The 21,868-nt window shown below is 72.5% G+C and carries 20 protein-coding genes, 3 tRNA genes and 2 pseudogenes; 11 read left to right on the forward strand and 14 right to left on the reverse strand.

The window, feature by feature from the left end; translation table 11 throughout:
- Positions 1-4 precede the first annotated feature (4 nt).
- The 3 genes from pcaH to IPZ69_RS03305 form a co-directional block, all read right to left on the reverse strand.
- Positions 5-778: a protocatechuate 3,4-dioxygenase subunit beta gene (gene pcaH / locus IPZ69_RS03295; RefSeq protein WP_235452177.1), complete on the reverse strand. Its 774-nt coding sequence runs from the start codon at positions 776-778 to the stop codon at positions 5-7.
- A gap of 62 nt (positions 779-840) precedes the next feature.
- Positions 841-1,485, reverse strand: coding sequence for a CoA transferase subunit B (locus IPZ69_RS03300; RefSeq protein WP_235452113.1), 645 nt, complete (start codon positions 1,483-1,485; stop codon positions 841-843).
- Entirely contained in the window at positions 1,485-2,240 is a 756-nt protein-coding gene (locus IPZ69_RS03305; protein WP_235452114.1) for a CoA transferase subunit A, read from the reverse strand. The genes IPZ69_RS03300 and IPZ69_RS03305 overlap by 1 nt, the downstream gene beginning before the upstream one ends.
- A 215-nt stretch (positions 2,241-2,455) precedes the next feature.
- Here IPZ69_RS03305 and IPZ69_RS03310 point away from each other — a divergent pair, with 215 nt between their 5' ends.
- Positions 2,456-2,920, forward strand: a complete 465-nt coding sequence (locus IPZ69_RS03310; protein ID WP_235452115.1) for a MarR family winged helix-turn-helix transcriptional regulator — start codon at positions 2,456-2,458, stop codon at positions 2,918-2,920.
- Here IPZ69_RS03310 and IPZ69_RS03315 read toward each other — a convergent pair whose 3' ends face one another.
- Complete coding sequence (locus tag IPZ69_RS03315; RefSeq protein WP_235452116.1) at positions 2,921-3,910, reverse strand: DUF3048 domain-containing protein; 990 nt, start codon at positions 3,908-3,910, stop codon at positions 2,921-2,923.
- Between the two features lie 203 nt (positions 3,911-4,113).
- Here IPZ69_RS03315 and IPZ69_RS03320 point away from each other — a divergent pair, with 203 nt between their 5' ends.
- The gene (locus IPZ69_RS03320; protein WP_235452117.1) at positions 4,114-5,304 is read left to right on the forward strand and encodes a zinc-dependent alcohol dehydrogenase; all 1,191 of its coding nucleotides are present in this window, start codon (positions 4,114-4,116) and stop codon (positions 5,302-5,304) included.
- A gap of 39 nt (positions 5,305-5,343) precedes the next feature.
- Here the strand turns inward: IPZ69_RS03320 and IPZ69_RS03325 are convergent, their stop codons facing one another.
- Positions 5,344-6,432: an ATP-dependent DNA ligase gene (locus IPZ69_RS03325; protein ID WP_235452118.1), complete on the reverse strand. Its 1,089-nt coding sequence runs from the start codon at positions 6,430-6,432 to the stop codon at positions 5,344-5,346.
- Positions 6,433-6,505: 73 nt separating this feature from the next.
- On the opposite strand from IPZ69_RS03325, the gene ligD reads away from it, so the two are divergent.
- Positions 6,506-7,552: a non-homologous end-joining DNA ligase gene (ligD, locus tag IPZ69_RS03330; protein WP_235452119.1), complete on the forward strand. Its 1,047-nt coding sequence runs from the start codon at positions 6,506-6,508 to the stop codon at positions 7,550-7,552.
- Positions 7,553-7,558: 6 nt separating this feature from the next.
- Here ligD and IPZ69_RS03335 read toward each other — a convergent pair whose 3' ends face one another.
- Positions 7,559-8,437 (reverse strand): hypothetical protein, encoded by an 879-nt coding sequence (locus IPZ69_RS03335; protein ID WP_235452120.1) that lies wholly within the window; start codon positions 8,435-8,437, stop codon positions 7,559-7,561.
- Positions 8,438-8,575: 138 nt separating this feature from the next.
- Here IPZ69_RS03335 and IPZ69_RS03340 point away from each other — a divergent pair, with 138 nt between their 5' ends.
- Entirely contained in the window at positions 8,576-9,697 is a 1,122-nt protein-coding gene (locus IPZ69_RS03340) for a LacI family DNA-binding transcriptional regulator (protein WP_235452121.1), read from the forward strand.
- 15 nt (positions 9,698-9,712) lie between these two features.
- On the opposite strand, the gene IPZ69_RS03345 is transcribed toward IPZ69_RS03340, so the two are convergent.
- A complete protein-coding gene (locus tag IPZ69_RS03345) occupies positions 9,713-10,498 on the reverse strand; it encodes a VOC family protein (RefSeq protein ID WP_235452122.1) in 786 nt (261 codons plus the stop codon).
- A 270-nt stretch (positions 10,499-10,768) separates the two neighbouring features.
- On the opposite strand from IPZ69_RS03345, the gene IPZ69_RS03350 reads away from it, so the two are divergent.
- From IPZ69_RS03350 to IPZ69_RS03370, 5 genes are all read left to right on the forward strand, one after another.
- The gene (locus tag IPZ69_RS03350) at positions 10,769-11,014 is read left to right on the forward strand and encodes a WhiB family transcriptional regulator (RefSeq protein ID WP_235452123.1); all 246 of its coding nucleotides are present in this window, start codon (positions 10,769-10,771) and stop codon (positions 11,012-11,014) included.
- A gap of 84 nt (positions 11,015-11,098) precedes the next feature.
- Positions 11,099-11,170, forward strand: a tRNA-Cys gene (locus IPZ69_RS03355).
- 10 nt (positions 11,171-11,180) lie between these two features.
- Positions 11,181-11,252 (forward strand) — tRNA-Glu (locus IPZ69_RS03360).
- Positions 11,253-11,282: 30 nt separating this feature from the next.
- Entirely contained in the window at positions 11,283-12,611 is a 1,329-nt protein-coding gene (locus IPZ69_RS03365; RefSeq protein WP_235452124.1) for an SDR family NAD(P)-dependent oxidoreductase, read from the forward strand.
- Positions 12,608-13,795, forward strand: a complete 1,188-nt coding sequence (locus tag IPZ69_RS03370; protein WP_235452125.1) for a ribonuclease inhibitor — start codon at positions 12,608-12,610, stop codon at positions 13,793-13,795. Before IPZ69_RS03365 ends, IPZ69_RS03370 begins: the two co-directional genes overlap by 4 nt.
- A 55-nt stretch (positions 13,796-13,850) precedes the next feature.
- Here the strand turns inward: IPZ69_RS03370 and IPZ69_RS03375 are convergent.
- Both IPZ69_RS03375 and IPZ69_RS03380 read right to left on the reverse strand, forming a co-directional pair.
- Positions 13,851-14,459: pseudogene (locus IPZ69_RS03375) on the reverse strand (AAA family ATPase); the annotation flags it as partial.
- Positions 14,446-15,387, reverse strand: a pseudogene (locus IPZ69_RS03380) (DUF2201 family putative metallopeptidase); the annotation flags it as partial. The pseudogenes IPZ69_RS03375 and IPZ69_RS03380, both read right to left, overlap by 14 nt.
- A gap of 102 nt (positions 15,388-15,489) precedes the next feature.
- On the opposite strand from IPZ69_RS03380, the gene IPZ69_RS03385 reads away from it, so the two are divergent.
- Positions 15,490-15,563 (forward strand) — tRNA-Trp (locus IPZ69_RS03385).
- A gap of 22 nt (positions 15,564-15,585) precedes the next feature.
- On the opposite strand, the gene IPZ69_RS03390 is transcribed toward IPZ69_RS03385, so the two are convergent.
- From IPZ69_RS03390 to IPZ69_RS03405, 4 genes are all read right to left on the reverse strand, one after another.
- Positions 15,586-16,425 (reverse strand): hypothetical protein, encoded by an 840-nt coding sequence (locus IPZ69_RS03390; RefSeq protein WP_235452126.1) that lies wholly within the window; start codon positions 16,423-16,425, stop codon positions 15,586-15,588.
- A 67-nt stretch (positions 16,426-16,492) separates the two neighbouring features.
- Positions 16,493-17,467 (reverse strand): acyl-ACP desaturase, encoded by a 975-nt coding sequence (locus tag IPZ69_RS03395; protein ID WP_235452127.1) that lies wholly within the window; start codon positions 17,465-17,467, stop codon positions 16,493-16,495.
- Positions 17,468-17,696: 229 nt separating this feature from the next.
- Positions 17,697-18,473 carry a dimethylargininase gene (gene ddaH, locus IPZ69_RS03400; RefSeq protein ID WP_235452128.1) on the reverse strand — a complete coding sequence of 259 codons (777 nt, stop codon included), beginning with the start codon at positions 18,471-18,473 and terminating at the stop codon, positions 17,697-17,699.
- A 133-nt stretch (positions 18,474-18,606) separates the two neighbouring features.
- A complete protein-coding gene (locus IPZ69_RS03405; protein ID WP_235452129.1) occupies positions 18,607-20,238 on the reverse strand; it encodes an ABC-F family ATP-binding cassette domain-containing protein in 1,632 nt (543 codons plus the stop codon).
- Positions 20,239-20,584: 346 nt separating this feature from the next.
- Here IPZ69_RS03405 and IPZ69_RS03410 point away from each other — a divergent pair, with 346 nt between their 5' ends.
- The gene (locus IPZ69_RS03410) at positions 20,585-21,421 is read left to right on the forward strand and encodes an isocitrate lyase/PEP mutase family protein (RefSeq protein ID WP_235452130.1); all 837 of its coding nucleotides are present in this window, start codon (positions 20,585-20,587) and stop codon (positions 21,419-21,421) included.
- A 1-nt stretch (position 21,422) separates the two neighbouring features.
- Here IPZ69_RS03410 and IPZ69_RS03415 read toward each other — a convergent pair whose 3' ends face one another.
- On the reverse strand, positions 21,423-21,839 hold the full coding sequence (locus IPZ69_RS03415; RefSeq protein WP_235452131.1) for an SsgA family sporulation/cell division regulator: 417 nt from the start codon (positions 21,837-21,839) through the stop codon (positions 21,423-21,425).
- Positions 21,840-21,868: the final 29 nt, after the last annotated feature.

A 21,868-nucleotide genomic window follows, 5' to 3' on the forward strand; every position in this document is an offset into this window, starting at 1 on the left:
CAGGTCAGCGTCCTTCCTGGGGCCAGGTGGCGGCGGGGCCGTCCAGCACGATGTCCCAGTGGTAGCCGAGCGAGAACTCCGGCACCGACAGGCTGTGGTCGTACGTCGCGACCAGCCGCTGCCGGGCCGCGTCGTCCGTGACCGACTGGAGGATCGGGTCGTACGGGAACAGCGGGTCGTTCGGGAAGTACATCTGCGTCACCAGCCGCTGGGTGAACGCCGTGCCGAAGAGGGAGAAGTGGATGTGCGCCGGGCGCCAGGCGTTGACGTGGTTGCGCCACGGGTAGGGGCCCGGCCGGACGGTGGTGAAGCGGTAGCCGCCGTCGGCGTCCGTGAGCGTGCGCCCCATGCCGGTGAAGTTCGGGTCCAGTGGCGCGTCGTGCTGCTCGCGCTGGTGGGCGTAGCGGCCGGCCGCGTTCGCCTGCCAGATCTCGATCAGCTGGCCCCGGACCGGGCGGCCTTCCCGGTCGAGCAGGCGGCCGGAGACGGTGACGCGCTCACCGATCGGCTCGCCGGTGTGCTGCCGGGTGAGGTCGTTGTCGGTCTCGGTCAGGTCCCGCTCGCCGAACGCGGGGGAGTGCAGCTCCACCAGCTCCGGGTCCGCGCGCACCTCGATGGTGACCGGCGGCCGCTCGGGGTGGCGCAGCGCGGAGGAGCGGTACGGGGCGTAGTCGCGGCGCGGGTGGTGCTCGACGGGGGCGCCGTCGGCGACCCGCTTCCGGTACTCGGCGCGCCGTGCCGCCATCTCCTGGTCGACGTCCTGCTGGGTGAGAGGCATGAGGGGCTCCTGGAGGTCCTGGGGGTCCTGGCGTGGCACGGCGTCCACGCTGTGCACCGCGTTCACAGCAGGTCCTTCGTGACGACCAGCCGGGTGCCCGTCCTGACGATGACCTCGTCGACGGTCACATCGGGCGCGGTCTCGATCAACATCAGGCCGTCGTGTGTCACGTCGAGCACGCCCAGGTCCGTGACGACTCGGTTCACACATGCCTTGCCGGTGAGCGGAAGCGTGCACTCGTCGAGGATCTTCGGGCTGCCGTCCTTGGCGGTGTGGGTCATCACCACGATGACCGTGCCGGCGCCGTGCACCAGGTCCATCGCCCCGCCGATGCCGGTGATCAGCTTCCCGGGGACGGCCCAGTTGGCCAGGTCGCCCCGCGCCGACACCTGCATCGCGCCGAGGACGGCCACGTCGATGTGCCCGCCCCGGATCATCGCGAAGGACAGCGCCGAGTCGAAGAAGGAGGCGCCCGGCAGGACCGTGACGGTCTCCTTGCCCGCGTTGATCAGATCCGGGTCGACCCGGTCCTCGGCGGGGTAGGGGCCCGTGCCCAGGATCCCGTTCTCCGACTCCAGGACCACATGGACGCCCTCGGGCAGGTGATTGGGGATCAGCGTCGGCAGCCCGATGCCGAGATTGACGTACTGACCGTCGCTCAGTTCGCGCGCCGCGCGGGCGGCCATCTCCTCGCGTGTCCAGGCCATCAGGAGCTCACCGTCCGCCGCTCGATCCGCTTGTCCGCCGCCTGCGCGGGCGTGAGCGCCACGACCCGCCGCACGAAGACACCGGGCAGGTGCACCGCGTCCGGGTCGATCGCGCCGGGCTCGACGAGTTCCTCCACCTCGGCGATCGTCACCCGGCCGGCCATCGCCGCCAGCGGGTTGAAGTTCCGGGCGGACCTGTGGAAGACGAGGTTGCCGTGCCGGTCGCCCTTGGCCGCGCGTACCAGGGCGAAGTCGGTGCGGATGCCGCGCTCCAGCACGTACTCGGTGCCGTCGAACGCGCGGACCTCCTTCGGCGGCGAGGCGAGCGCCACACCGCCCGAGCCGTCGTAGCGCCAGGGCAGTCCGCCCTCGGCGACCTGGGTGCCCACTCCGGCCGGGGTGTAGAAGGCGGGGATCCCGGCCCCGCCGGCCCGCAGCCGCTCGGCCAGCGTGCCCTGCGGGATCAGCTCCACCTCCAGTTCCCCGGCCAGGTACTGGCGGGCGAACTCCTTGTTGGCGCCGATGTAGGAGCCCGTCACCCGGGCGATCCGGCCGGCCGCCAGCAGGACGGCGAGGCCGGACTCCAGCGCCCCGCAGTTGTTGGAGACCACCGACAGCCCGCCGACCCCACGCTCGTACAGAGCCTGGATCAGGACGTCCGGGACCCCGCTCAGCCCGAAGCCGCCGACCGCGAGGGACGCGCCGTCCGGCACATCGGCCACCGCCTCCAGGGCCGTGGCGACCACCTTGTCCATCCGTGAAGCCCCATTTCTTCCTGGCGTCCCGTCCGCGGCTGGATGATCGCGAATTAATCAGGGCACTGAGTATTTGGCGAGCCGCTCCTCACGCTGCCATCACGCTGCCGAAGCGTCAAGAGCTGGAATGATGACCGATGTGGCTGCAGACAGGTCGCCGGGCGAGGGGTATCGTTCAGTGCACCAACGAAAAAATGCACCGACGAGGAGCGCACATGGCCGCGGTGGACCTCACCACCCACCCCGGGCACCTGGCCCGGCGGCTGCAGCAGGCGCACTACCTGCTGTGGAACACGATGGTCTCGGAGGAGATCACCTCGCCGCAGTTCGCCGTCCTGAACGCGCTCGTCGCCGAGCCGGGCCTCGACCAGCGCACCGTGGGGGAGCGGGTGGGGCTCGACCGTTCGACCATCGCCGAGGTGATCAGCCGGCTCTCCCGGCGCGACCTCCTCGACAAGGTGCGCGACCCGCAGGACGGCCGCCGGTTCCTGCTGCGCCTCACCGACGAGGGACTGCGCACCCACCGCAGGCTGAGCGTGCGCACGGCCCGGATGAACCAGGTCTTCCTGGCCCCGCTCTCCGTCGAGGAACGGACCCTCTTCCTGGACCTGATCCGCCGGGTCTCGGACGCGGCGGAGGGGCTGCGCCATCCCGCGGAGCCCCTCGCCGCACAGCCCTGATCAGCCGTCGGACTCCGTGAACACCACCCACACCTGGCCGTTCGCGAAGTTCACCGGCGCGCCGTCCGGGCCGGTGAAGTCCGTGCCGTCGTGCACGGTGGGGCGCGTCCAGGTGGCGTCGAAGGCGCGCCCGTCCCGCAGCACCTCCGCCTTCCCGGCTCCCACCGTCTCGGTGAACGGCGTGTTGTTGCCGAGCACGTCGTGGTACGCCGAATCGCGCACCGTCACGTGCTGCACGACGACCGTCGCCGGGGCCACCGGCTCGCCGTCGGCCGTCACGGCGGGCGTGCCGTCCATCGCGACCAGATAGCGGTGCCGGCCGGGGGACCAGGTGAAGGTGAAGCGGGCGGCGGGGTAGCGCACGGTGCGGGTGGCCTCGGCCCGGCCGCCGGCGGGCGCCGCGCCGTAGTGGAAGCCGGTGGTCAGCGCGGCCGGGCCCGGCGCGGAGGGCAGCAGCCGGTCCGGGTGCAGATAGAGGTTGTGCGGGGCGGGCCGGTCGGTGCCCCGGTAGTACGCGCCGGACGTCCCCTCCGGGGTCTCCGGTCGCAGCGAGGCCTTGTCGATCAGCGGCAGCAGTTTGTGCTGCGCCCCGGAGAAGGCCAGGACCGGCCGGTCGAACTGACCCAGCAGCTCCAGGTCGGACTCGCGGGCGCTGCGCACCGGCCCGACGGCCTCGGGCAGCCGGGAGGCGTACACCGCCATCAGCCGGCTCAGCCCGCCCTCGACCTGCTCCGCGTACACGACGTCCGCCGCGTCCAGCCCTCGCTGCGGGCGGGCCGCGCCCACGTTGTCGATCTTCACGGCGAGGACCGGACCCGTGTCGCCCACGCTCCGGCCCGTGCCCCCGCCCATGCCCGGCGCCGTCTGCCGGCCCCGCCCGTCGTCGGCCGGGGCGTGCCCCCTCGTGCAGCCCGCCGCGAGGGAAGCCGTCAGCGCGGCGGCCAGCAGTGCCGCCGCTCCGACGCGCCGTGAGCGCGACCGCTCTCTCATGTCCACCGCCGTTGCCACCCCGTCCGTGTCGTCGATTGTGCGCTCATACGTTCAGTAATGGCCATACCCGATTGATCCCGATCAGGAGCGTTTGATTCTGATTGGGTTACTTCAATGCTCTGATCGGCTTACGTCGGCGGACGCGGGGGTACCCGGGCGGCACCGTCACGCGGGCGGCACCGTCACGGAGGGAGCGCGACGCCATGAAGGCAGTGACGTGGCAGGGCAGGCGGGACGTACGGGTGGACGACGTGCCCGACCCGCGGATCGAGGAACCGACGGATGCCGTCATCCGCATCACGTCCACCGGGCTGTGCGGCTCCGATCTGCACCTGTACGAGGTGCTGACCGCGTTCATGACCCCGGGCGACATCCTCGGACACGAACCCATGGGCATCGTCGAGGAGGTCGGCGCCGGGGTGCCGGACCTGCGGGCGGGCGACCGGGTGGTGGTGCCGTTCCAGATCGCCTGCGGCGGCTGCTGGATGTGCCTCACCGGGCTGCCCACGCAGTGCGAGACCACCCAGGTCACCGGCGAGGGCATGGGCGCCGCCCTGTTCGGCTACACCCGCCTGTACGGCGCGGTGCCGGGCGCCCAGGCCGAGTACCTGCGGGTCCCGCAGGCGCAGTACGGCCCGATCAAGGTGCCCGAGGGGCCGCCGGACGACCGTTTCCTCTACCTCTCCGACGTCCTGCCCACCGCCTGGCAGGCGGTCGCCTACGCCGGCGTCCCGGCCGGTGGCAGCATCGCCGTCCTCGGCCTCGGACCGATCGGCGACATGGCCTGCCGGATCGCCCGGGTGCGCGGCGCGGAGCGGGTGTTCGGCGTCGACCTGGTCCCCGAGCGCCTGGAACGGGCGCGCCGGCACGGCGTGGAGACGTACGACCTCACCGACTTCGACGACGAGAAGGACCTGGTCTCGGCGATCCGCGACGCGACCGGCGGCCGGGGCCCGGACGCCGTGATCGACGCCGTCGGCACCGAGGCCCACGGCAGCGCCGCCGCGCGCCTCGCCCAGCAGGCCTCCTCGTTCCTGCCCCGCAGGATCGGCGGCCCGCTCGCGGAGCGCTTCAGCGTCGACCGGCTCGCCGCCCTGTACGCCGCCATCGACCTCGTCCGGCGGGGCGGCACCCTCTCGCTCGTCGGCGTGTACGGCGGCACCGCCGATCCCCTGCCGTTGCTCACGCTCTTCGACAAGCAGGTGCAGATCCGGATGGGCCAGGCCAACGTGCGCCGCTGGAGCGACGACATCCTGCCCTATCTGACCGACGAGGACCCGCTCGGCGTCGACGACTTCGCCACCCACCGGCTGCCGCTGAACGAGGCGCCGCACGCGTACGAGATGTTCCAGCGCAAGCAGGACGGTGCGATCAAGATCGTCATGCGGCCCTGAACCGGCCGTGGCTTCACCGGCTCCACTGGGCTCACCGGTTCAGCCGGCGGAGCCGCCGGTGTCGCCGGTGCCGAGGATCTCCGCGAGGTCGTAGCGGACCGGCTCCTCCAACTGGGCGTAGGTGCAGCTCTCCGGCGTGCGGTCGGGGCGCCAGCGGCGGAAGCGGGCGGTGTGCCGGAAGCGGGCCCCGTTCTCCATGTGGTCGTACGCCACCTCGGCCACCCGCTCCGGCCGGAGCGGCACCCAGGACAGGTCCTTCTTGCCCGACCAGCGGCTGGGCGCTCCGGGCAGCCGGGCACTCTCGTGCGCGGTCTCGTCCGACCAGGCCGCCCACGGATGTCCGGTCACGTCCGCCATCCGCAGCGGCTCCAGCTCCTCGACCAGTTCGGCGCGCCGCTTCATCGCGAAGGCGGCCGACACGCCCACGTGCTGCAGGGCGCCGTGCTCGTCGAACAGGCCGAGCAGCAGCGAACCGACCACCGGGCCGCTCTTGTGGAAGCGGTAGCCCGCCACCACGACGTCCGCCGTGCGTTCGTGCTTGATCTTGAACATGGCGCGCTGGTCCTGCAGATAGCGCAGGCCCGGCGGTTTGGCGATGACCCCGTCCAGACCGGCCCCCTCGTACTGCTCGAACCAGGTGTGCGCCACCTCGATGTCGGTCGTCGCCGGTGCCAGGTGGACCGGGGGCGTCACCCCGGCCAGGGCCCGTTCCAGGAGCGCCCGGCGGTCCGTCAGCGGGACGTCCAGCAGCGACTCATCGGCCAGCGCCAGCACGTCGAAGGCGACGAAGGAGGCGGGGGTCCGCTCCGCCAGCGTCCGCACCCGGGAGTCGGCCGGGTGGATGCGCTCGGTGAGCGCGTCGAAGTCGAGCCGCCCCTCCCGCGCGATCACGATCTCGCCGTCCAGCACACAGCGCTCGGGCACCCGCTCCTTCAGCGCCGCGACCAGCTCGGGGAAGTACCTGGTCAGCGGCTTTCCGGTACGGCTGCCGAGTTCGACCTCGGCCCCGTCGCGGAACACGATGGCCCGGAACCCGTCCCACTTCGCCTCGTAGTGCATGTCCGGCGGGATCTTCGCCACCGACTTGGCGAGCATGGGCTTCACGGGTGGCATCACCGGCAGATCCATACTGCGATTTTGCGCGCATCGGCGCGCTGTCGCCCGGTATGCGCACTGTGCGCCGTACGCCTACCGTGGCCGCATGGGTGACGCGGTGGAACTGGAGGCGGGCGGCCGGACCGTACGGCTGTCCAGCCCGGACAAGGTCTTCTTCCCGGAGCGCGGTTTCACCAAGCTGGACCTCGCCCGGTACTACGTCGCGGTCGGCCCCGGCATCCTGCGCGCCCTGCGCGAGCGTCCCACCACCCTGGAGCGCTACCCGGACGGCGTCGCCGGCGAGTCCTTCTTCCAGAAGCGGGCGCCCAAGAACATGCCCGACTGGATCCCCACCGCCCACATCACCTTCCCCAGCGGCCGCACCGCCGACGAGATGTGCCCCACCGAGGAGGCCGCCGTGGTGTGGGCCGCCCAGTACGGCACGCTCACCTTCCACCCCTGGCCGGTCCGGCGCGGGGACGTCGACCGCCCCGACGAACTCCGCATCGACCTCGACCCGCAGCCCGGCACCGACTTCGACGACGCCGTGCGCGCCGCCCACGAACTGCGCGCCGTCCTCGACGAGTTCGGCGGGCTGCGCGGCTGGCCCAAGACCTCCGGCGGCCGCGGTCTGCATGTCTTCGTGCCCATCGAACCGCGCTGGACCTTCACCCAGGTGCGGCGCGCCGCCATCGCCGTGGGACGGGAGCTGGAGCGGCGGATGCCGGAGCAGGTGACGATCAAGTGGTGGAAGGAGGAACGCGGGCGCCGTATTTTCTTGGATTACAACCAGACAGCGAGAGACCGCACCATCGCGTCCGCCTACTCCGTACGTCCCCGCCCGCACGCCCCGGTCTCGGCCCCCCTGCGCTGGGAGGAGGTGGGCGAGGCCCACCCCCGGGACTTCGACCTGGCGACCATGCCGGCCCGGTTCGCCGAACTCGGCGATGTGCACGCCGACATGGACGACCACGCCTTCTCGCTGGACGCCCTGCTCGAACTCGCCCGCCGCGACGAACACGACCACGGTCTGGGCGACCTGCCCTACCCGCCCGAGTACCCGAAGATGCCCGGAGAGCCCAAGCGCGTCCAGCCCAGCCGGGCACGGCAGGACAAGAATCCGCCGCCCTCGCCCGAGCCGAACGCGTCCTAGCCGTCCTCAGCCGAGGTCGAGCACGGTCCATTCCGTGCACGGTCCCACCTGGACGTAGAGCCGGGCGCCCCGGCAGACGATCCGGCGGCGGCCGAGTGCGCCGCCGTCCGGGCCCACCAGGCGGCTCTCCGCCACGGGTTCGACCGCCTCCTCGGTGAGGCGGCAGTCGACGATCCGGTCGTGGTCGTCGCCGAATCCGCCGAAGAACACCAGCCGCTCGCCGCGCACGGCGAGACCGCTCGCGCCCCGCACCGGGTTCGCGCGCACCCGGACCACCCGGTCGTCGCGGATCTCCAGCAGGGGGAAACGGGGGTACGGACAGGACCAGACGGCGCGCCGGGCCACGTTCAGGGCGTAGCAGTCGATGAACCATTCCGATCCGGACACCGGCCGGTACTCCCACAGCGGTTCGCCCGTGCCGCTCCACCGGCGCAGGCCCGCGGCGCTCAACTCGTCGCCCACGATGCCCTCGTCGAAGTGGCCGACCCAGAGGTCGCCCGCCTCGTCGGCCAGCAGATGCTCGATGCCGTCCCCGACCCGGAACGTCCAGGAGGGTCGTCCCAGCGCGTCGAAGACCTGGATCTGTTCCTCGTGCGGAGCCGCTCGCGCGGCCGCCAGCACGAACCCGCCGTCCGCCAGGACCTCGACGCGGTCGCACCGCGGCAGTACCCCGCCGAGGTGCGTCTCGTACGGGGTGCCGTCCTCGACGGTGACCACCAGGGCGTCGTACGGCTGGGTCCCGCCCGGGTCCGTCTCCCGCTCGGTGAGCAGCCAGTGCGCCCGGCCGAACGCGTCGACCGTGCTGTGTGCGATGTGCCGGTCGTGATAGGTGCGCGGCAGTCGGGCGTGGGGCGCGAGCCGCGTCTCGGGCCGCCTACTCGGCATGGGCCTTTCTCGTCGTCATGCCGCGATCCTCACCGACGCCGCCTGTCGGGCGCAACCCCGATCCACGGCGAGAGCGCTCTCTCGGCGCCGGGTCCGCCGGGCTATCCTGATCGGCAATCGCCAATGAGGAGTGCCGAAGTGAGCGAGACGGCGTCGCGTCCCACCCTGGAGGCCGTGGCCGCGCGGGCGGGGGTGTCGCGGGCCACCGTGTCCCGAGTCGTCAACGGCGGGGACGGGGTGCGGGAACCCCTCGTGGAGCGGGTCCGGCGAGCGGTCGAGGAACTCGGCTACGTCCCGAACCAGGCGGCCCGCAGCCTGGTGACCAAGCGGCACGACGCCGTCGCCGTCGTCATCGCCGAACCGGAGACCCGGGTCTTCGCCGACCCGTTCTTCGCGCTCCAACTGCGAGGAATCAGCAAGGAGTTGACTGCCCATGACAACCAGCTCGTCCTGCTGCTGACCGAGGGCCGGGACGACCACGCGCGCGTGGCCCGCTATCTCGCCGGAGGGCACGTCGACGGCGCGCTCGTCTTCTCGCTGCACCTCGACGACCCGCTGCCCGGGCTGATCCGGGGGGCGGGGATACCCACGGTGTTCGGCGGGCGGCCCGGCTGGAGCGACGCGACGCTCCCCGGGGCATCCGGCCCCGCCGCGGTCGAGGGGATCCCGGCCACGGCGCCCGCGGCGTACCCCGCGCCCGCGGCGTCAGGAGCGGGACCGACGGTGTATGTCGACAGCGACAACCGCGGCGGCGCCCGCGAGGCCGTACGCCATCTCGTCGGCCTGGGCCGGACCCGGATCGCGCACATCACCGGTGCCCTCGACCAGACGTCCGCGGTGGACCGGCTCGACGGGTTCCGGGACGTCATGAGGGACGCCGATCCGCGGCTGATAGTTGAAGGCGACTTCACCCCGGCCGGCGGCGAGCGCGCCATGCGCGAACTTCTCGACCGCTGCCCGGACGTGGACGCCGTGTTCGCCGCCAACGACCTCTCGGCCTCCGGCGCCCTGCGCGTACTGCGTGAACAGGGGCGGCGCGTGCCCGAGGACGTCGCCGTCATCGGCTTCGACGACATGCTGATCGTCGCCGAACAGACCGACCCGCCGCTGACGACGGTCCGTCAGGACATAGAGGAGATGGGCCGGCTGATGGCCCGCCTGCTGCTGCGCCGCCTCGACCGCCGGACCGGCCACGACCCGGCGGAGGCGCCGACCAGCGTCGTCACGCCGACGACACTGGTGCGGCGCGCCTCCGCCTAGGGTCTTTCGTTTGACTCAAGCCTGCGGCGGCTCGCTCTTGATCACCGCGAAACGGGCCCCGTACGGGTCGGCGAGGCGGGCCATGCGGCCCACGCCCTCCATCGTCGTGGCGGGAACGCGGACCGTACCGCCCAGCTCCTGGGTCTTGGCGACCACGGCGTCGGTGTCCTCGACCTCGAAGTACGGCAGCCAGTAGGCGCTCTCCTCGGCCGGGTCGTCGGCCAGCGGCACGATCCCGCCGAACATGGCGTCCTCACCGCCCTCGGCGGGGTTCACACAGGTGTAGGTGCCGCCGGGGAACGGTACGGCCGAGGTCTCCATGCCGAGCACCTGCTGGTAGAACGCGGCGGCCGCCGCCATGTCCGGCGTGTACAGCTCCAGCCAGCACAGCGAACCGGGATCGCCGGCCAGGTCCACGCCCTTGATCTCCGCGGGCTGCCAGAGGCCGAACGGCACGCCCGCCCGGTCGGCGAGGATCGCCATGTGACCCTTGCCCATCACGTCCATCGGCTGGACCAGCACGGTGCCGTGCGCCTGCTCGGCGGACTTGGTCGTGGCCTGCGCGTCCCCGGTCTGGAAGTACACGGTCCACGACGGCGGACCCTGCTCCTCGGAGATCTGCATGGCGCCGGCCACGGTCCTGCCGTCCAGCTGGAAGAAGCCGTAGCCGCCGGCTTCCGGTCCCGCCGACTGGAACTGCCAGCCGAAGAGACCGTTGTAGAAGGAGGTGGCGCCCTCGATGTCGGGTGTGCCGATGTCGAGCCAGTTCGGAGCGCCGTTGACGAAACGGGTGGTGAGCATTCTCGCCCTCCTCGGAAGGGTCCCGTCCTTGCACTGCCGAGTCTTGCACCGCCCACTGACAAACGCCGGGGAAGTGCCGCCGCGCGCCGGACCGGCCCCCGAGATCACCCTGGGTGACCGGCCGCCTTCCCCCGGTTTACCTTTGCTTCCGCGCGCCGCCGTGCGTCTACGCGCAGAGCCGGAGCATCATCGAGGCGGCCGGAGGCCCGTGGGCACGGCGTTGAGCCCGCGTTGATCGAACGTTTTTCGCCGTTCGGCACGATCCTGGCCATGCACATCGAAACGATCAGCTCGCCCGACCTCGCCTGGCAGGAGGAGGCGTTGTGCGCGCAGACCGGGGCCGACTTCTTCTTCCCGGAGCCCGGGAGCTCCGTGCGGGAGGCGAAACGGATCTGCGGCCTGTGCCCGATCCGCACCGCCTGCCTGGAGTACGCGCTCGACAACGACGAGCGCTTCGGCGTCTGGGGCGGCCTGTCCGAGAAGGAACGCCTGGAACTGCGGCGCACAGCGCCGTGAGCCGCCGTATGGCATCGCCGCAAGCCGTCGCGGGTAATCGGTGTGACCGCGGTCGGCGGGTGCGGTTAGGATCCGGGGGCGCGTCCGGGCGTAGCGCAGAGGCAGACGCACGCCATGCACAGGCGAACTACGCCGGTTCGAATCCGGTCGTCCGGATGCGTCGCGCGGTCCTGTAGAGCAGAGGCAGACTCGCCACCTTCTCAGGGTGGATACGCCGGTTCGAATCCGGCCGGGACCACGGTCGTACGGCGGACACGGGGCGGGACGGATGGGCGAGGCGGTCACCGAGGCGGAACTGGCGGCATTCCACCAGGCGGTGGGCAAGCTGCGGGGGCTGCCCGTCGACGACCCGGTGCGGCTGCGGGCCGAACAGGTCGCCGCCTCCTTCGCCCGTGACGGCCGGCTGCGCCGCCGCAAGGCGCGGGGCGCCGAGGTCTCGTCCGCCGACGCGGCGGCCATGGCGGCGACCGCCACCGGCGCCGTGGACCGACGCGAGGACGCGCCGCTGACCGCGCCCGGCGCCGGGGGAGTCTTCCTCAAACCGCGCACCTGCTACGTCTGCAAGTCGCCCTACCGACAGGTCGACACCTTCTACCACCGGCTCTGCCCCGACTGCGCCGCCGACAACACCGGCCGCCGCGCCCTCCGCACCGACCTGAGCGGACGCCGGGCGCTGCTCACCGGCGGCCGGGTGAAGATCGGCTTCCAGCTGGCGCTGATGATGCTCCGGGACGGCGCCGAGGTCCTGGTCACCTCGCGCTTCCCGCACGACACCCTGCGCCGCTTCCGGGAGGCGCCGGGCCACGAGAAATGGCTCGATCGGCTCACCGTCCTCGCCGTCGACCTGCGCGACCCGCGCCAGGTGCTCGGCCTGTGCGAGGAACTGCGCCAGGAGGGCGAGCCGTTGGACATCCTGGTCAACAACGCCGCACAGACGGTACGCCGGCCGCCCTCGTCGTACGCGCTGCTCGCCGGCGGAGAGTATGACGCGCTGCCCGAAGGCGCCCGCCAGGCACCGGGCTTCACGCCGATGCGGATGCTGGCGGGGTCCGCCGCGGCCCTGCCCGTCGCGCTGCGCGAGGCGGACGAAGCGGGACTGCTGCCCGACCCGTCCCCCGAGAACTCCTGGTCGGCCCGGCTCGGCGCGCTCGACCCGGCGGAGGTGCTGGAGACCCAGCTGGTCAACGCCCTCGCCCCGGCCCTGCTCTGCGACCGGCTGCTGCCGCTGCTGCTCGCCTCGCCGCACCCCCGCCGCTACGTCGTCAACGTGACCGCCGTCGAGGGCCGCTTCGCCGTCCGCAACAAGATGCCCGGCCACCCGCACACCAACATGGCCAAGGCCGCCCTCAACATGCTCACCCGCACCAGCGCCGCCGAACTCGCCGAGCGGGGCGTGCACATGTGCGCCGTCGACACCGGCTGGATCACCGACGAGAACCCGGCCCCGAAGAAGGCCCGGATGGCGGACGCCGGCTTCCGCACCCCGCTGGACATCGTGGACGGCGCGGCCCGGGTGTACGACCCGATCGTGCGGGGCGAGGCCGGCGACCCGGTGTCCGGGGTGTTCCTCAAGGACTACCGGGAGGCGCAGTGGTGAGCGAGACCCCTGATACGGACCCGGGCGGCTTCGCCGGGGTGCCGCGCGTGCTGCCGCGTCCCCTCGCCGAACTCGCCCCGTTGCTCGACTGGTTGCGCGCCGGGCGGCCCGCCGGCGAGCGGCTGGACTTCGCCGCGGGTACGGCGCTGCCCGACGGGCGGCTCGACCTGTGCAAACAGGGGGTCGGCGCGCGGGGGGCCGCCCTGATCGCGGACGCCCTGGCCCAGGGGCCCACTCCGGTACGGCACTTGCTGCTCGGCACGGACGGGCTGGGGGACGAGGGCGCCGCCGCCGTGGCCGGGACGGGCGCCGAGGTCGAGACGCTCTACCTCGGCTGCAACGGGATCACCGCGGGCGGCGCCTGCCGGATCGCCGACCAGTTGCGTGCCTCGCCGCAGGTCGTCACCGGCGTGTGGCTGAAGAGGAACCCGCTGGGCGGCGGGGGCGGGCACGCCGCGGCCGAACTAATGGAGTCGGCACGGTCGTTGCGCACCCTCGACCTCGTACAGACCGGACTGGACCCGGCGGGCGCCGCCGTCCTGGCCGACGCGCTGCTGGCGGCGGCCGTCGGCGGGCGCCGGATCGAGCGGCTCTTCGTCGGCGGCAACCCGCTGGGCGAGGCGGGCGCGCGGGCGCTCGCCGCCGTGGTCGCCGCGGGCGCCGTCGACGAACTGTACGTGTCCGCGGCCGGGTTGGGGGACGCGGGCGCGCTCCTGCTGGCCGAGGCCCTGGACAGCGCTCCGCCCGGGCGGTTGGCCCGGCTCTCCGTCGCCAGCAACGGCATCGGACCGGACGCCGCCGTGCGTCTGGTGCGGGCGGCGACCGGCGCCGGTGTCACCCTGCTCGACCTCGGCCGGGTCCGGGCGGCGGGGGCCCTCGGCGCGCGGGACAACCGGATCGACCTGGCGGCCGCCGAGGCCATCGCCCACAGCCTCGCCGACGCCGAACACCGCCTGGCCCACCTGGTCCTGACCCACACCGGCATGCGCAGCCGCGAGGCCCACCGCCTCCTCGACCACGCCCCGCACGCCCGCACCCCCACCCGTTTCCGGCTCGGCTCCGGCATCGCCGCCAGCATCAAGCGCCGCCTGGACGGCTTCAGCGCGCACATCCCCGCCCCGGCGGTCCCGGCCGACGTGGCGGCCGTACGCAGCGTCCACCGCACGGCACCGCCGGAGGGCTGAGCCGGCGCCGGTACCGGCAGCCGGCGGGCTCACCCGCCGGCGGCCGCGGACGCGTTCAGTCCCGCCCCGCCCCCGTGAACACCTCCGTCCAGAACCGCTGTTGCCGCTCCGATGCGCCCACCAGATACGTCGCCCGCAGCTTGGGAGGCAGCAGCCGCACCAGCCGGGCCACCACCGCCTTGTGCTTCTTCAACTGGGACAGCTCCGCGTTGGCGAGGATCTGGTGGACGACGTCGCTGTCGTCGCCGCCCTCGTCCGAGCGCTCGGCCGCCCGCCGCAGCCGGGCCTCCCACGCGTCGGCGTCCCGGGCGAGCTCGCGCAGCCCCGTGACCGGGCGGCCCCGCAGCCGGTCGATCAGCGCGGTGAGCGGCACCGGCGCGTACTCGCCGTCGCCGAGGTAGACGGTGCCCATCTCCAGCGGCAGCCCGCGCCGGTGCAGCTTGATGAGCCGCTCCAGGGTGCGCTTGGTGATCCAGGCGCGGCCGTCGTCGTCGATGTCGTGCTTCCACCACTCCAGCACCGTCTCGGCGTCCGTGCCGTACCGCGCGAGCAGCCACTCGTTGGCCGGTATGTCCTCCGGCTCCACGGTCAGCGAGGCCGTGAAGCGCGTCGCCTGGGCGATGTTGTTGCGCGAGACCAGCAGCTTGCGGCCGAGGTGGTACGGCCAGCCGCTCGCCGTCGCGCAGTCTGGAGGCGACCACGTCGATCAGCCAGCGCTGCCACCAGTGCACGGTCCGCGTGCGCGCGGTCTCGCGGCGCAGCACGCCCGCGCCCAGGCTGCCCCAGATCCGGGCGGCCCGCGCCGAACCGTCCTCGGTACGGCCCATCAGGTCCAGCAGCTCGCGCTCCGCGCCCGTGTGCCCGCGCCGGGCCGCCAGCAGGGAGTTGAGCAGGGCGGAGGACGTCACCGCGTCCACGGTCTCCTGGTCGGCCGGCACGAGCCCGTCCACCAGGTGGACGCACAGCCGCGGTTCGGGCACCGGCGGGTGCCGCATCCGCTTCAGCTCGCCGTACACCCGCATGTCCGTCTCCGTGAACGTCTCGTACGGCACCGGCTCCAGGCCGTGCGCCGTCAGGTCCGCGGTGTAGGCGTCGTACACCGCGCGCGGGTCGACGCCCGTGGGGCGGCCGTCGAGCAGCGGCAGCCGCGTGCGGCCGAGCCGGACCAGGGCCACGTGGTTGACGGCGACCTCGGCGGCCAGCTCGAAGACCGGGTCCGCGCGCAGTTCGGGGTCGGCGAACAGATGGCGGTGCACGAGGTGCCGGGCCTCGTGGAACAGCACGAACTTCACGCCGTCCAGGCCGAGTCCGACGAAGAAGTCCGGGTTGTACAGCAGCAGGCAGGTGCCGTCGCCGGAGGCCACCACGGCCGCCGTGTCCACCGCCGTCGTCGGGATCTGGTGATGGCACTTCGCGTACAGCCAGGAGGCCACCGCCGACTCGGTCAGCCCGAAGTCCAGCAGCGCGGCCTCCTTCAGCCGCCGCGCCTCCTCGACGACCGCCTCGTCGGCCGGGCGATAGCGCTCCAGCGCCCTGCGGTCGGCGAGATCGACCACCGCGGGACGTGCGCGTCCCCGCTCTCCGTACGCCATGTGAAGCCCCCCGTGCCCCCTGCGTGCCCCCGTCGTCCTCGCGCTTCATTGGTACCAGGCCGCACCGACAACGGGCCAAGGCATTACGCTTCGACGCAAGGACGGGGCCGTAGCGCAGGGGCAGACGCGCCGGTCTCCAGAACTGGAACACGCCGGTTCGAATCCGGCCGCCCCGTCCCCTCTCCACGCGGGCGCCGTTCAGGCGAGGGCGCCCGCCGTCATCACCAGCTCCCGCGGGTTTCCGTGGAAGGTGTCGGCGAGCCGCGCCAGCACCGCCCAGGCGTCCTCGCGCGTGCCCAAGTGGTCGTGCACGAGCGGGCGCAGGGCGTCCTCGGCCTCACGCATCCGGGCCGGGAACAGCCAGGTCCCCAGGGACAGGACCTGGAGCACGGACGCGGCGGGGCCGTACGTCGTCGCGTACACGGCCGGTCCGTCCAGGATGCCCACGTCGCGCACCCGGTTGGTGAACTTGCGGTGGGAGCCGAACCGCGCGCGCACCTCGGGCGGGCAGTCCGGGCGTATCGACAGCGCCCAGCGCGCGTACCCGGGCAGCGGACGCTCGGCGTCGGCCTCGGCGACCGTCCGCCAGTCGGCACGGGTCAGGACCATCGAGGCGCCCGCCCTGCCCTCCCGCATGGAGCCGGCCTCCCGCAGGGCGCCCACGAGGCCGTGGCGGACGTAACCGAAGGGGATGTCGGGTTCCTGCTCGCGCAGGCTCTGCTCCACGGGCACGGGTGCCGTGCGGCCGGGCCCGAACGGCACCCCGCGGGCGACGGCCCGGCGCAGCCCGGCGTCGAGGGAAAGGTACTGCCAGACCAGGAGGTTCAGCGCCGGATCGTCCTGTTCCAGGATCCACAGGACCACGGAGGCAGGCAGTCCGTTCCCCCAGCCCCACGCGCGGTACAGACGGCGCCGGGCCGCCTCGGGGTCTTCGGCGTCGGGCAGGCCGATCCGGGCCCGGACCCGTTCGGCGGTGTCCGCGTCGGTCAGGCCGAGGAGGAAGGCGACCGCCTGCTCCGCCCTGGTGTAGTCACGCATGGCGGCATGATGCCGCAGGCCACCGACAGGGCGCACCGGGAAATCGGCGCGCCCCGCCGAGCGGCGATCAGGCGCTCGCGCGCGCCGCCATCCGCGCCTTGCGGGCGGCCAGCTTCTCGTCGAACTTCAGGGCCTCGGAGTCGAGTCCGCCCATGAACAGGCCGAGCTCCTCCTGCGCCTGGCGTCCCTCCGGGCCGAGTCCGTCGATCTCCAGGACCTTCAGGTGGCGCAGCACCGGCTGGAGGACGTCGTCGTGGTGGATGCGCAGGTTGTAGACCTCGCCGATCGCCATCTGGGCGGCGGCGCGCTCGAAGCCGGGGATGCCGTGGCCGGGCATGCGGAAGTTGACCACGACGTCCCGGACCGCCTGCATGGTCAGGTCGGGAGCGAGTTCGAACGCGGCCTTCAGCAGGTTGCGGTAGAAGACCATGTGGAGGTTCTCGTCGGTCGCGATGCGGGCCAGCATGCGGTCGCAGACCGGGTCGCCGGACTGGTGACCGGTGTTGCGGTGCGAGATGCGGGTCGCGAGCTCCTGGAAGGCGACGTAGGCGATCGAGTGCAGCATCGAGTGCCGGTTGTCCGACTCGAAGCCCTCGCTCATGTGGGACATGCGGAACTGCTCCAGCTTGTCCGGGTCCACGGCGCGCGAGGTGAGCAGGTAGTCGCGCATGACGATGCCGTGCCGGCCCTCCTCGGCCGTCCAGCGGTGCACCCAGGTGCCCCAGGCGCCGTCCCGGCCGAACAGCGAGGCGATCTCGTGGTGGTAGCTGGGGAGGTTGTCCTCGGTCAGCAGGTTCACCACGAGCGCGATGCGGCCGATCTCGGTGACCTTGGAGTGCTCCTTGTCCCAGGCCTCGCCGTCCTCGAAGAGGCCGGGGAAGTTACGGCCGTCGCTCCACGGGACGTACTCGTGCGGCATCCAGTCCTTGGCGACCTTCAGATGGCGGTTCAGCTCCTTCTCGACCACTTCCTCCAGTGCGTACAGCAGCCGGGCGTCGGTCCACACGGACGGGCTGCCGAGATGGGGAGAGGTGAGGGTCACGGGAACTCCAGGGGGACGCCGTACAAAGGGGGATGAAGCAGGGGGCGTGCCGGCGAGCGGCGCCGGAACCTACGAGATCGTAGGCTACGAAGCCGTAGGTTACGAAGCCGTAGGTTAAGTGTGACGTAAAGATCGCTGATCAGGTGCCGTTCCCGTGCCGGACCCGGACATGCCGAACGGCCCCGGGACGCGCAGGTCCCGGGGCTGGAGTCGCGGTGGCGTCACCCGGTCAGACGTACAGCTCCCGCAGGCGCACCGAGAGGCACGTCACACAACCTTCGAGCTTCTCGAACTCGCTGATGTCCACGGTGACGACCTGGTGGCCGAGGTCGGTGAGCAGTTCCTCCGTCTTCGGCGCGGCGGCCGACATCAGCAACTTGCCGCCGCCGAGCAGCACCACATGGGCGCCGGCCTCCTCGGGCACGGACAGGAAGCCGGGGAACAGCGACGGGCGGTCCACCTTCGGGATGTGCCCGATCACCGTGCCGTCGGGGAGCGCGGTGACCGCCGACTTCAGGTGCAGCACCTTGGTCACGGGCACGGCCACCACCCGGGCGCCGAGCGGCTCGAAGGCGGCCCGAACCTGCTGCACGCCCAAGGCGTTGGTGCGCCCGCCCCGGCCGACGTAGATCGTGTCGCCGACCTTCAGGACGTCGCCGCCGTCCAGCGTGCCCGGCTCCCATATCCAGTTCACCGAGCAGCCGAGGCGAGCCACGGCCTCCTCGACCCCGGCGGTCTCCTCGCGCCGGGACTCGGCACCGGGCCGCGTGATCAGCGCCACGTTCTTGTACATGACCACGGTGTCCTCGACGAACACGGAGTCCGGGCAGTCGTCCGCCGGGTCCACCTCGATCGTCTCCCAGCCGTTCGTGCGCAGCGCCTCGACGTACGCCTCCCACTGCTCGACGGCGAGCTCCACGTCGACCTTCTCCCGCTTCATGTGCGTCACCAGGCCTTCGGCGAGGCGCGGGCTGGGGCGGCGGACGAGGGCCTTCTTGCTGGGCACGACAGTCTCCGTATCGGCGGGACGAAATCCGGCACCCGTGATGGGTTCCGGTCCGCCATCATGCAGGGCGTCCGGGCCGGCACAAAACCCAGGTGGCCGGGCTGTGTCCGTCCTGAGACGCGGCGCCGGACGCTCAGGAGGCCTCCGCGATCTTGTCCGGTGTGGTCTCCCGCAATTCTCCCTCCTCCAGCAGCAGCCAGCGCGTGATGCCGATGGACTCCAGGAACGGCAGGTCGTGGCCGGCCACGAGCAGGGCTCCCTCGTAGGACTCCAGGGCCGTCCGGAGTTGGCGGACGCTGGCCATGTCGAGGTTGTTCGTCGGTTCGTCGAGCACCAGCAGCTGCGGGGCGGGCTCGGCGAGCATGAGCGCGGCCAGGGCCGCCCGGAAGCGCTCGCCGCCGGAGAGGGTCCCCGCCTTCTGGTCCGCCCGGGCGCCCCGGAACAGGAAGCGCGCCAGGCGTGCCCGGATGCGGTTGTTGGTGGCGGCCGGCGCGAACCGGGCCACGTTCTCCGCGACGCTCAGCTCGCCGTCGAGGACGTCCAGCCGCTGTGGCAGGAACCGCAGCGGCACATGGACCGTCGCCTCGCCCGACACCGGCTGGAGCTCCCCGGCGATGGTGCGCAGCAGCGTCGTCTTGCCCGCGCCGTTGGGCCCGATCAAGGCGATCCGCTCCGGACCGCGCACGTCCAGCAGACCCTCGACGCGTGCTCCGTACACCGTCGTCAACCGGTGCAGGGTCAGGACGTCGCGGCCGGGCGGCACGGCCGTGTGCGGCAGGTCGACGCGGATCTCGTCGTCGTCCCGTACGGCCTCCACCGCTTCGTCGAGCCGCTCCCTGGCCTCGGCGAGCCTCTCCTCGTGCATGATGCGGTGCTTGCCCGCGGACTCCTGCGCCGCGCGCTTGCGCGCCCCCATGACGATCTTCGGCTCGCGCTTCTGGTCCCACATCTTCTGCCCGTACCGCTTGCGGCGGGCCAGTTTGACCTGGGCGTCGACCAGTTCGCGCTTCTGCTTGCGAAAGTCCGCCTCGGCGGCGCGCACCGTGCGCTCGGCCGCCTCCTGCTCGACGGCGAGGCACTCCTCGTACGCCGAGAAGTTGCCGCCGTACCAGGTGATCTCCCCGGCGCGCAGGTCGGCGATCTGGTCGACCAGTTCGAGCAGTTCGCGGTCGTGGCTGACCACGACCAGCATGCCCGGCCAGGACGTGACGGCCGCGTACAGCCGGCGGCGCGCGTACAGGTCGAGGTTGTTGGTGGGCTCGTCGAGCAGCAGCACGTCCGGCCGGCGCAGCAGCAGCGCGGCCAGGCGCAGCAGCACGCCCTCGCCGCCGGACACCTCGCCGACCGTGCGGTCCAGGCCGAGGTGGCCGAGGCCGAGTTCGCCGAGGGTGGCGAGGGCGCGCTCCTCGACGTCCCAGTCGTCGCCGAGCGTCTCGAAGTGCGCCGGTGCCGCGTCGCCCGCCTCGATGGCGTGCAGCGCGGCCCGCCGCTCGGCGATGCCGAGCACCTCGTCGACCCGCAGGGCCGTGTCGAGCGTGACGTTCTGCGGGAGGTGGCCGATCTCACCGGTCGCCCGGACGGCGCCGTCGGACGGGGTGAGCTCACCGGCGATCAGTTTCAGCAGCGTCGACTTGCCCGATCCGTTGACGCCGACGAGCCCCGTCCGGCCCGGTCCGAAGACCGCGTCGAGATCGTCGAAGACGGGGGTGCCGTCGGGCCAGGCGAAGGACAGGGACGTGCAGGTGAGAGAAAGGGTGGGAGACATACGGGCCTCGCGGTTGCTGGATGCGGTCAGGGCACACGCGTGACGAGACACCGCAAGGCACAAACCGGGAGGCGGAAAGGAGCCCTGTGTCCGAGGACGGCTCGCACGCCGAGGTCGCACGCTGCGCACACACCTCAGGTGTGTGACGCGGTGTCTCAAGACCTCAGACGAGCAACGTCCTTCTCCGATCGACGGCAACAGAACCGTCAAGCAACGTAAGAGGGGGCCGCCGCCGGCGTCAACGCAATTAACGCGCCACGAGTGCCGTCTCGCCGCCCGCCGGATCCCACGTACCTGTCGGATTCCTGCCAGCGCCCGGCCCCGGACCACTGCTTGAGTGGCACGCATGACGAACCAGCAGCCCCTGCGTGACCGTGCCCTCGCCTTCCGCTCCCTGCACGTCCCGGGACGCCCGCTCGTCCTCCCCAACGCCTGGGACGCGATGAGCGCCCGGCTCACCGAGGACGCGGGCGCCGCCGCGGTCGCGACCACCAGCGCCGGGCTCGCCTGGGCGCTCGGCGCCGCCGACGGCGACCGGCTGGAGCGCGGCCGCGCGCTGGACGCCGTCGCGCGCATCGCCGCCACGGTCCGGGTGCCGGTCAGCGCCGACATCGAGAGCGGCTACGCCGACGATCCGGCGGGCGTCGCGGACACCGTCCGCGCGGTGCTCGCAGCGGGCGCGGTCGGCGTCAACATCGAGGACGCGCTGTACGAGGAGGGCAGCGGCCCGCTGCGACCGGTCGGCGAGCAGGCCGAGCGCATCGCCGCCGCCCGCGAGGCCGCCGACGCCCAGGGCGTGCCGCTGTTCGTCAACGCCCGGATCGACACGTTCCTGCGCGGTGCCGGCGACGTGGACGCCACCCTGGAGCGGGCCGCCGCCTTCCGCGCCGCGGGTGCCGACGGGATCTTCGTCCCCGGGGCCGTCGACCCGGGGACCGTCAAAGTGCTCGCCGACGGCGTCGACGGGCCGCTCAACATTCTGGTCGGCCCCGGCGCGCCGCCGGTGGCCGAACTCGCCGCGCTCGGCGTGGCCCGGATCAGCACGGGGTCCGCACTCGCCGAGGCCGCCCACGCGGTCGTCCGCCGCGCCGCGCGGGAGCTGCTGGACGCGGGGACGTACGGGGCACTGGCCGGCGGACTCGCCTACGGCGAGCTCAACGCCCTGCTGGCGCAGGGGAGCTGAGTCAGCAGGCGTCCCGCATCAATTCGGCCAGATCGTGGTCGAGGTCGAGCTGGAGGTGCTCCAGGCCGACGGGCACCAGGTCGCTCGTCGCCTGCAGGAAACGGCGGATCTCGCCCGTGCGGACGTGCACGACGGCCGTGCCCTCCGAGGCGTGGAACTCCAGGACGGTGCGGTCGTACCCGTACGGCCGCACCCGCACGTCGCCGTGGCCCTCGGGCTGTTCCAGGCCCGCGGTGAGCAGGTCGCGGGAGAAGGTCCAGCAGACCTCGACCCCCTCCAGGGTGGCCGGGGCGGGGAAGGTCATGCGGACCGCGAACGGGTCGCTGCGGTCGTAGCACAGCATCGCGGGAATGCTCGGCATGCGCGGTGCGGCGGCGACGAGTCGGGCCTCTACGGGCTGCTCGATGACGGTGGACAACGCCTTGCTCCCTCGTGACGGCTGGACGG

The sequence above is a fragment of the Streptomyces olivochromogenes genome, assembly GCF_021538895.1.
Classification (GTDB): Bacteria; Actinomycetota; Actinomycetes; order Streptomycetales; family Streptomycetaceae; genus Streptomyces; species Streptomyces olivochromogenes_A.

Bases quoted from the DNA above. Each gene is read 5' to 3' on its own strand.
- IPZ69_RS03345 (WP_235452122.1), bottom strand. From the start codon at position 10,498: ATGCTCACCACCCGTTTCGTCAACGGCGCTCCGAACTGGCTCGACATC.
- IPZ69_RS03350 (WP_235452123.1), top strand. From the start codon at position 10,769: ATGCACATCGAAACGATCAGCTCGCCCGACCTCGCCTGGCAGGAGGAG.
- IPZ69_RS03335 (WP_235452120.1), bottom strand. From the start codon at position 8,437: ATGCCGAGTAGGCGGCCCGAGACGCGGCTCGCGCCCCACGCCCGACTG.
- pcaH (WP_235452177.1), bottom strand. From the start codon at position 778: ATGCCTCTCACCCAGCAGGACGTCGACCAGGAGATGGCGGCACGGCGC.
- ligD (WP_235452119.1), top strand. From the start codon at position 6,506: ATGGGTGACGCGGTGGAACTGGAGGCGGGCGGCCGGACCGTACGGCTG.
- IPZ69_RS03405 (WP_235452129.1), bottom strand. From the start codon at position 20,238: ATGTCTCCCACCCTTTCTCTCACCTGCACGTCCCTGTCCTTCGCCTGG.
- IPZ69_RS03325 (WP_235452118.1), bottom strand. From the start codon at position 6,432: ATGGATCTGCCGGTGATGCCACCCGTGAAGCCCATGCTCGCCAAGTCG.
- IPZ69_RS03310 (WP_235452115.1), top strand. From the start codon at position 2,456: ATGGCCGCGGTGGACCTCACCACCCACCCCGGGCACCTGGCCCGGCGG.
- IPZ69_RS03315 (WP_235452116.1), bottom strand. From the start codon at position 3,910: ATGAGAGAGCGGTCGCGCTCACGGCGCGTCGGAGCGGCGGCACTGCTG.
- IPZ69_RS03320 (WP_235452117.1), top strand. From the start codon at position 4,114: ATGAAGGCAGTGACGTGGCAGGGCAGGCGGGACGTACGGGTGGACGAC.
- IPZ69_RS03390 (WP_235452126.1), bottom strand. From the start codon at position 16,425: ATGCGTGACTACACCAGGGCGGAGCAGGCGGTCGCCTTCCTCCTCGGC.
- IPZ69_RS03300 (WP_235452113.1), bottom strand. From the start codon at position 1,485: ATGGCCTGGACACGCGAGGAGATGGCCGCCCGCGCGGCGCGCGAACTG.
- IPZ69_RS03410 (WP_235452130.1), top strand. From the start codon at position 20,585: ATGACGAACCAGCAGCCCCTGCGTGACCGTGCCCTCGCCTTCCGCTCC.
- IPZ69_RS03305 (WP_235452114.1), bottom strand. From the start codon at position 2,240: ATGGACAAGGTGGTCGCCACGGCCCTGGAGGCGGTGGCCGATGTGCCG.
- IPZ69_RS03365 (WP_235452124.1), top strand. From the start codon at position 11,283: ATGGGCGAGGCGGTCACCGAGGCGGAACTGGCGGCATTCCACCAGGCG.